At 66.1% G+C, this 7,769-nt stretch carries 10 protein-coding genes; 3 read left to right on the top strand and 7 right to left on the bottom strand.

From position 1 onward, the window contains the following. The 4 genes from RMO23_RS13735 to RMO23_RS13720 form a co-directional block, all read right to left on the bottom strand. On the bottom strand, window positions 1-731 hold a 731-nt coding region (locus tag RMO23_RS13735; protein ID WP_309682537.1), incomplete at its 3' end, for a class II glutamine amidotransferase. Window positions 732-733: 2 nt separating this feature from the next. Further along, on the bottom strand, window positions 734-2,209 hold the full coding sequence (locus RMO23_RS13730) for an MFS transporter (RefSeq protein WP_309682534.1): 1,476 nt from the start codon (window positions 2,207-2,209) through the stop codon (window positions 734-736). Continuing rightward, window positions 2,206-2,421 (bottom strand): cysteine-rich CWC family protein, encoded by a 216-nt coding sequence (locus tag RMO23_RS13725; protein ID WP_309682531.1) that lies wholly within the window; start codon window positions 2,419-2,421, stop codon window positions 2,206-2,208. Before RMO23_RS13725 ends, RMO23_RS13730 begins: the two co-directional genes overlap by 4 nt. Before the next feature lie 94 nt (window positions 2,422-2,515). Further along, a complete protein-coding gene (locus tag RMO23_RS13720; protein WP_309682528.1) occupies window positions 2,516-2,707 on the bottom strand; it encodes a 4-oxalocrotonate tautomerase in 192 nt (63 codons plus the stop codon). Window positions 2,708-2,880: 173 nt separating this feature from the next. Here RMO23_RS13720 and RMO23_RS13715 point away from each other — a divergent pair, with 173 nt between their 5' ends. Continuing rightward, window positions 2,881-4,197 carry a putative zinc-binding metallopeptidase gene (locus tag RMO23_RS13715; protein WP_309682525.1) on the top strand — a complete coding sequence of 439 codons (1,317 nt, stop codon included), beginning with the start codon at window positions 2,881-2,883 and terminating at the stop codon, window positions 4,195-4,197. Window positions 4,198-4,258: 61 nt separating this feature from the next. Here RMO23_RS13715 and RMO23_RS13710 read toward each other — a convergent pair whose 3' ends face one another. Beyond that, a complete protein-coding gene (locus RMO23_RS13710; protein WP_309682523.1) occupies window positions 4,259-5,089 on the bottom strand; it encodes a transferase in 831 nt (276 codons plus the stop codon). Window positions 5,090-5,283: 194 nt separating this feature from the next. Here RMO23_RS13710 and RMO23_RS13705 point away from each other — a divergent pair, with 194 nt between their 5' ends. Next, complete coding sequence (locus RMO23_RS13705; protein WP_309682520.1) at window positions 5,284-5,619, top strand: hypothetical protein; 336 nt, start codon at window positions 5,284-5,286, stop codon at window positions 5,617-5,619. Window positions 5,620-5,627: 8 nt separating this feature from the next. Here the strand turns inward: RMO23_RS13705 and RMO23_RS13700 are convergent, their stop codons facing one another. After that, window positions 5,628-5,900 carry a hypothetical protein gene (locus tag RMO23_RS13700; RefSeq protein ID WP_309682517.1) on the bottom strand — a complete coding sequence of 91 codons (273 nt, stop codon included), beginning with the start codon at window positions 5,898-5,900 and terminating at the stop codon, window positions 5,628-5,630. A 20-nt stretch (window positions 5,901-5,920) separates the two neighbouring features. Continuing rightward, on the bottom strand, window positions 5,921-6,358 hold the full coding sequence (locus RMO23_RS13695; RefSeq protein ID WP_309682515.1) for an OsmC family protein: 438 nt from the start codon (window positions 6,356-6,358) through the stop codon (window positions 5,921-5,923). 1,198 nt (window positions 6,359-7,556) lie between these two features. Between RMO23_RS13695 and RMO23_RS13690 the strand changes: the two genes are divergently transcribed. Next, on the top strand, window positions 7,557-7,769 hold a 213-nt coding region (locus tag RMO23_RS13690; RefSeq protein ID WP_309682512.1), incomplete at its 3' end, for a hypothetical protein.

Genomic DNA, 7,769 nt, shown 5'->3' with positions numbered 1-7,769 from the left:
GGCGCGGTGACCACCACGGCGACCCGGTCGTTCGGGCTGGTGTGCTCGGCAAAATTGACGCTTACTTCCTCGTCGCTCAGGGTGGCGTGGGCAAACGGGTGCTTGCGCTCCACGTAATACAAAATCTGCGAATCGGGTTTTGACGAGGCATGGGCCCACAGCGCCTGGCCGTTGCTGAGCAGGCAGTTGAAGGTGCCGTGGCGGGCGATCTGGGCCGCCAGCTCGCGCAGCGTGATGCTCAGCTCCTGCACGCTGGGCACGCCGGCATGGGACTTGGCCAGCTCCTGCATGATCCAGCAAAACGCGCGTTCGCTGTCGGTGCTGCCGACCGGCCTGAAGCTGCCGTGCAGGCGTGGCGCAAAGTCTTTCAGGTCGCCATTGTGGGCAAACACCCAGTAGCGGCCCCACAGCTCGCGCACAAACGGGTGGCAGTTTTCCAGCGCCACGCGGCCCTGGGTGGCCTTGCGGATGTGCGAGATGACGTTGCGGCTCTTGATCGGGTAGCGCGCAATCAGCTCGGCCACCGGCGAGGTGCAGGCCGGCTGGTGGTCGACAAAATGGCGCAGGCCCTTGTCGCTTTCAGGCTGGCCGGCGCCGCCTTCGCCCTCAAAAAACGCAATGCCCCAGCCATCGGCATGCTGGTCGGTGTGGCCACCGCGCTGGGCAAAGCCGCGAAAGCTGAAGGTCACGTCGGTCGGCGTGTTGCAGTTCATGCCCAGCAGCTGGCACATGGTCAGTCCGCCTCGGAAAGTTGGGGTTGGCGCGCCGGCTCGCGCAGCTGCCAGGCCGCCACCAGCGCCAGCGCGCACAGCGCGGCCAGCATCATGAAGGCTTCATTGAAGGCCGCCAGCCGGGCCGGGCTGCTGGCCGGGTTGGCCAGCGAATCGCCATGGGCCGCGAGCCGCCATTCGAGCACGATGCCGCACAGGCTGACGCCAATCGCGCCGCCCAGCATGCGCAGGAAGTTGATGGCGCTCGAGCCTTGCGACAGCAGGCTTTCGTGGAGCGGCCGCAGTGAGCCCAGATTCAGCGACGGCAGGATAAAGCCCAGTCCGATGCGCCCCAGCGTGGCCCACAGCATCAGCAGCCACAGCGCCGAGCCCAGCGTCACCGTCAGCATCAGCGCGAACGACAGCGCCAGCAAGGCCAGGCCGATGCTGACCAGCAGCCAGGTCGGCTGCCTGTCGGCCAGCCGCCCGACCCCGGCGATGGTGGCGGCCAGCACCAGGCCGGCCGGCAGCAAGATGGTGCCGACATGCGAGGCCGACAGCTTCAGGCCCAGCTGCATGTAGACCGGCAGCAGGTAGGTCGAGCCAAACAGCGCCGTGCCATAAATAAAGGCGACGATGCTGCCCATGGCAAACGGGCGGTAGTCAAACAGCGCCAGGTTCATCAGCGGCGCGCCGCCGCGCGCCGCCAGACGGCGCTGCCAGGCCAGAAACGCCAGCAGCGCCAGGGCCGCGCCGCCCAGCAGCAGCGCCGCCTGCAGGCCGCTGCCACCATGCAGCTCGACCAGGCCGTTGAGCAGGCACAGCGTGCCGACCGCGCCCAGCAGCAGGCCGCGCCAGTCGATCATCGCGCCCTTGGGGTCGGCCGCCACGCCGCCGGGCGCGGTGACCGGCACATAGCGCCAGGCCATCCAAAGCGACAGCAGGCACAGCGGCACCACCATGAAGAAAATCGAGCGCCAGCCAAACAGGTCGACCAGCACGCCGCCAATGCTGGGCCCCAGCGCCGGCGCCAGCACCACGCCCATGCCAAACAGGCCGCTGGCCCGGCCCTGCTCGTGCGGCCCGAAGGCGCGCATGATGATGATGGCCGGAATCGGCTGCACAATGCCGGCCGCCAGCCCTTCGGCCACGCGCGCGCCCAGCACCAGGCCAAAACTGTTGGCGAGCCCGCCGACCAGGCCGCCGGCCATCAGCAGCAGCATGGTGCCCACGTAGGTGCGGCGGTAGCCATAGCGCGCCAGCAGCCAGGGCGTGGTCAGCATCGATACCGTCATCGCCACCATGAAGCCCGAGCTGACCCACTGGGCGCGCTCCTGGCCCAAGGTGAAATGTTGGCTCATGTCGGGAATCGCCACATTGACGATGGTCGACGACATGATGGAGGCCATGGTGCCAATCATCACCGACAGCAGCAGCAGCCAGCGGTAGCGTTCGCCGTAACGCTCGCGCAGAGAAGCCAGGGTGGCGTTCTGGCTCACGGCGCAGGTTCCCGGGCGCAGGCCCGGCAGACGCAGGCCTGGCGACGCGCCGGCGGCGGGATGCGGTCTAGCGTCGCCGGCCCGAATGTCACCTGCGTGCACCAGCAGGGCGGCTGCTTGACGCCGGTGCCGCGCTCGATCTCCATGGCGCAGCGATTCGGCTGGCCGCACAGGGGGCAGCGGACGGGATCGGCGGCGGTCAAAGACGACATATCCGCAGTCTACCTTTAGCCGGTGCCGAGCCGCCTCAAACCGGCGACGCCCCTCGGGGGGCAGCGCAGCACACGCAGTGGCAAGCGTGGGGGTCTAGCCACGCGGCTCGGACCAGAGCTTGCCGCCGGTGGCCCAGTTCTCGCGCTTGATGTCGGTGATCAGAATATCCACCGAATCGGGCTGGCCGCCCAGGATTTCAACGCTGACGCGGGTAATGGCTTCGACCAGCTTTTTCTTTTGCTCGATGGTGCGGCCTTCCATCATTTCGACATGGTAAGTGGGCATGGGGTCCTCTTGCGGGTAGTTGCGGATGGGCTGATGATAAAAGCCTTTGTCGGCCCACGCTGACAGCGCAATGCGCCAGACCGGCCGGCCAGGCGCCGCCCCGGCGTGGGACACTGCAGGGTCGTGCTTCGTGTGTTTTCTGCTTTTGCCCCGTTTTTTCCGATTGCCCGTCCTTGTCTTCCACCACTTCTTTCCACCCGGCTCCGTCGGCGCTGCCCCTGCTGGCCGGGCGCAATTACCACTGCCAGTGCGGCCAGCCGGTTTTTTTTCGCAACAGCAAATGCCTGGCCTGCGGCACGCCGCTGGGCTACGACTGCGAAAAAGGCCTGTTGCTGCCGCTGATGCCGGGGCCGCAGCCGGGCAGCTGGCAGGCCTGGCAAGCATTAAGGGCGCCGGCCAGCCCGCCGCCTGACGACGCCAGCCCGCCGCAGTTGCAGGACATTCCCGGCCAGGAATCGGCGTCGGCGCCGGCTGCGCCCCAAGCCGGGGCCGCACCCGAGCCGGCCGACGCCGAGCCGGTGCCGGTGCCGGCTGACGAAGGCCAGCCGTTTTACAAGCGCTGCCTCAACCTGTCGACGCCGGCCTCCTGCAACTGGCTGATAGCGCTGCAGGACCCGCTGGACATGTGCCGCGCCTGTCGCCTCAACCGCACCATTCCCGACCTGACCGACCCGGCCCAGCCGGACAACGGCTATCTGTGGGGCCTGCTGGAGCTGGCCAAGCGCCGCTTGGTGTCCTCGCTGATTCTGCTCGGCCTGCCGGTGGCGTCGCGCATGAGCGAAGACAGCGCGCGCGGCCTGATGTTTGACTTCCTGCGCTCGCCCAACGGCGGCCCGCATGTGCTGACCGGCCACCACACCGGGCTGATCACCCTCAATGTGGACGAGGCCGACGATGCCCACCGCGAGGCCGTGCGCAAGGCCCTGCGCGAGCCCTACCGCACCCTGCTGGGGCATTTTCGCCACGAGGTGGGGCATTACTACTGGGACCGGCTGGTGCAGGGCACGCCCTGGATGGACGGTTTTCGGGCGCTGTTTGGCGACGAAAGCCGTGACTACCCTGCCAGCCTGCAGCAAAACTATGAGCAGGGGCCGCCCCCGCAGTGGTGGCTGCATTACGTCAGTGCCTATGCCAGCAGCCACCCGTGGGAAGACTGGGCCGAATGCTGGGCGCACTACCTGCACATGCGCGACACCATCGATACGGCCCAGAGCTTTGGCCTGCAGGCCGACCGGGCGCAGCTGGAGTTCACCGCCTTCACGCTGGACGCGCTGTACCAGCCCGATCACCCCGAGGCCCAGCGCTTTCTGGACTTTTTGAACGACTGGACCCGGCTCACCACCCTGCTCAATGAAATGTCGCGCAGCATGGGCCAGCCCGACTTTTACCCCTTTGTGCTGCCGCACGAGGTGGTGGCCAAGCTGCATTTCATTCACCTGCTGGTGAGCTCGGGCGATGCCCCGGCACCCCCGTCCGCATCGCAGTTTTAGTGGTAAAAAAGGCCGCCAGCCCAGGTGCAACTTGCGGTGAAAGCTATTAATTTAGTAGCATTCAGGCGGGCGAATCCAGATCGTCGTCAAGGTCTTTCAGGGCCCAGGCGACGCGGGCGAATTCGGCCCTGAGCCGTCCGCGCGCCTCGCGATCCAGCCGGGCCAGGCTGGCGGGCAGGCTGATGCGGCGCGGCGACAGCGGCGCGCCGCGCGAGGCAAACACGATGCAGTTGCTTTTTTCGGGCGCCGGCACCTCGACCGCGTTGCCGCTGAAGCTGCGCGCCAGCCGCGCGGCCCGCAGCGGGTAGTCGGCATCGTCGTAATGCAGGTTCGCGGCCAGCACGCCGTCCTGCGTCAGCGCGGCAAAGCAGTCATCGTAAAAGCGCGGCGAGCACAGCGCCTCCGGCTGGCCCTCGTGGTCAAAGCCATCAACCAGCAGCACATCACAGCGCCCGGCCTGCGCGGCGACAAACTCGGCGCCGTCGCCCAGCGTGACCTGAAAGCGCGCGTCATCGTCGGGCACGGCAAAGTCGCGGCGCAGCGCGATGACATGCGGGTTGATCTCGACCACCGTGATGCGGCAGCCGGGCAACTGGCGGTAGCAGAACTTGGCCAGCGAGCCGCCGCCCAGGCCGACCATGACGATGTGCGCCGGCGCCGGCCGCAGCAGCAAAAAACCCATCATGGTGCGGGTGTAGTCCACCTCCAGCTGCCACGGGCTGGCCTTGCTCATGCGGCTTTGCAGCTCCGCCATGGTGAAATGCAGCGATTTGGCGCTGCCGTCATCGCAGACAAAGGGCTTGAGGAACGGCAGACGGGCGGGCGCGCCGCCCAGCGCGGGGGCGGGCGGAAGATCGGTGCTTGCCAGGTCGGTCAGGCTGGGCCACTGCATGCGAAAGTACCGGTTGACCTGGCCTGAAGGGCGGGGTGAGGGGTTTTGGAGGTAAAAGGCGCGAAAAGGGGCAATAAAAGGATGCTGGTCCATATTCTACGGGCGCGAACAGCTATTGTTTTAATAGCAACAAGGTGCCTGCGTGACGCTGCGCGGGTGGGCGCGGCGCACGCCACGCGGCCCGGGGCGCGGCCATGAGCCGGCCGCCGCGCGCCCACCACTACAGCGTCTATGTGGTGGAACTGGCGCCCGAGGTCTGGAACGTGGCGCGCTTTCGCCGCGCCAACCCGGACCACCTGCCCGGCAAGCCGCTGGTTTACGTCGGCATGACCGGGCTGGACCCGGACCTGCGCTTTGACAAGCACAAGGCCGGCATTCAGGCTAACCGCTTTGTGCGCGACTTTGGCCTGCGCCTGCTGCCGCAGCTGTACGCGATGTACAACCCCATGCCCTACGAGGGCGCGCGCGACATGGAGGTGGAGCTGGGCATCGGCCTGCGCGAAGCCGGCTATGCGGTGTGGCAGGCCTGAGTGTCCGGCTATTCGAGCGCCGTCACGGCCACGCCGTGCTGGCCGGAAAAAGCCTGCAGCAGGGCGGCGATCTGCGCGTCCTGCAAGCGGGTGCTGAGTTCCACGATCTTGTTGTCGCTGCCCTTGTGGCTGCTGCTGACCCGCACCGTGGCGCCGGGGTCGTCCCTGGCCAGCAGCGCCTGCAGCGACGGCCCCAGACCCTGCATCAGCGCGTCGCGCTCGGCCTGGGGCGCGCCGGACTGGGCCAGGTACTGGACTTCAAAGCTGAAATTGGTTTTCACGGGCGGGCTCCTTGCCGGTTTCAGGCGCGCAGGGTCGCCGCCAGCGTGATTTCCGGAACGCTGGCCAGGGCCTTGGACAGCGGGCAGGCCTTCTTGGCCCCCTCGGCGATCTGCTGGAAGGTCGCCTCGTCCATGCCGGGCACGCTGGCGTCCAGCGTCAGCGCAATCCGGTCAATCAAAAAACCGTCGCCCTGCGTGACCAGGCGCACCTGGGCGTGGGTGTCCAGCGCGGTGGTGGCAAAGCCGGCCTTGTCGCAGGCAAAGGAAAAGGCCATGGTGAAGCAGGCCGCATGGGCAGCGCCCAGCAACTCCTCGGGGTTGGTGCCGTTGCGGTCGTCTTCAAAGCGGCTGCCAAAGCCATAGGGGTAGGCTTTCAGGGCCCTGGTTTCGGTACTGATCTGGCCCTGGCCTTTTTTGCCTTGGCCTTCCCAGTGCACGGAAGCGATTGTTGCGGTCATGACGGGTGTTTCAAAAGGGCGGAACGGGGGAAGGCGGGGCCGCGGCGCCGGACCCACCAGTGTGCCCGCGCCCGCATCGGGCGGGCGTCAGACGGGGCCGCGAGAGGCGGCTTGGGGCTTCCTACATGCCCCAGGAACCGGGGGGGCGGTGCCTGGCCAGGCGGGTGGGCGCTGAGCCGTTTGCAGCTGCGTTTCGTCATCGAGTGCGGCGGGCCGCCCTGAATGCATATTTCTTGCCGGGCGAAACGGGGCCGTTCGACCGTGACCGGTTTGTCCCGTTTTCGTTGCTGCCACCCCACCGACACGGTTGGGTGCAAGCCATGGAGCGTCAGGGTAGCCGCCATGGCCTTCATCGTGGCGGGCATGGATGATGGGCCAGCCGGTCCGGGAGGATCCGCACAACGAGGGCGGCGCACCAGCGGGGGCGGCCTTGGCGCCGGAATTTTGGGTAAAAACGCCGCTAGCCCAGGTATTAAATGCATAGTTTGCTACTAAATAGATAGCATTAAATTTCTGGGCTACGACTCAGACGGAGCCCGGGCAGTTCGCTGGCACGCAGATTTTCCTTGCATTTTGGGCTTTAAGACGGGCTGAATGTTGCCGCCCGCCCCAGTTCAATTTAAGAATAAAGTTCTCATGTCGCTTGGGCGATGCCGCAGGCAAGTACCGCGCATTGCCAGCCGGCCAGCCATGAGTGTGACAATTTGAAACCATTTCCAGGGGGGTTGTGAACCTGCAACGTTCGAAGTTCAACAGAGAACAAACTAACGAAAACACGAATTACTTGGCTCGAAATCCCCCAAAAATCGGGGCTTCTGGGAGAATCCCGCTATAAGTCAATCCGTCTGAGTTTTTTGTCAGTGGCCCGGCCTCTTTTTTTTGCGGGACGTGAGCTAGCGTCCGAGGAATCAAATGAACGTAACTAATCGTTACATCAACGTTTCGCTCTGCACCCGCGCGCATCGACCGGAGGCTTCTGGCGTTGGTGGGGGCCGGCAGGGGCGGCGTGCTCGCTTCGCCGCCCAACCAGGCGCCCGGGTTGATGGTGCTTAAGTCTCCCGTCAGTGTCTTTGCCAATACTCGGCGGCACACCGACCCGCCCCTCTTGTTGGCCCGTATCCAGAGTGGCTTTGTTCGCGTACCCAACTGTGTCGATGGCGCTTGCCCCGCCCAGCCTCAATTACCGGTAGTTTGAAAAATGAAAAAACGTCCTAGCCTCCCCAAAATGCAGCGCACCGCAAATCCACGCCTGGCGCTCGAGCCGCGCATCGTGTTTGATGCCGCGTTGGCGGCTACGGGCGCGGAGGTGCTGGAGCGCCAGGCCGAGCACAGCGAGTACGTGCCACCCCCGGCGGCGGAGCCGGTGCGGGACAAGGTCAGCGAACCAGCGGCCCAGCCAGCCAAGCCAGAG

The sequence above is a fragment of the Polaromonas sp. genome, assembly GCF_031411155.1.
In the GTDB taxonomy this organism is placed as follows: domain Bacteria; phylum Pseudomonadota; class Gammaproteobacteria; order Burkholderiales; family Burkholderiaceae_C; genus Polaromonas.
The sequence above is the reverse complement of the archived record's forward strand: the minus strand, read 5'-3'. Positions and strand labels throughout refer to the sequence as shown.